Origin of the sequence: Pseudomonas sp. SIMBA_067 (assembly GCF_046534675.1) — a bacterium.
Lineage (GTDB): Bacteria > Pseudomonadota > Gammaproteobacteria > Pseudomonadales > Pseudomonadaceae > Aquipseudomonas > Aquipseudomonas putida.
On record NZ_JAWRYH010001275.1, the window covers coordinates 1 to 238 of the forward strand.

At 39.1% G+C, this 238-nt stretch carries 1 protein-coding gene; it reads left to right on the top strand.

The genetic code is table 11. From position 1 onward, the window contains the following. Positions 1-238, top strand: a 238-nt coding sequence (locus tag SB765_RS33405) for a hypothetical protein (RefSeq protein ID WP_410933006.1), incomplete at both ends; no start/stop codon positions are given.

The following is a 238-nucleotide window of genomic DNA, read 5'->3' on the forward strand; positions in this document are numbered from 1 at the left end:
GTCGCACCGCCAAACTGGGCGCTTAATGTGCCTGGAAATTATACATTCAACCAAAGTGATAGCTTCAATTATGCGAAGTCTTTAACTAACCCACAACGAGAGCCTCAATGGTCAAAAGTTTACTATGATGAAGTTTGGAATAAATGGGTAGTCAGTTTAATTGTTCCCATTTATCAAGATGATGAGTTTTTAGGGGTTACCGGTAGCGATATTTCACTAAACTCACTCATATCGCAAT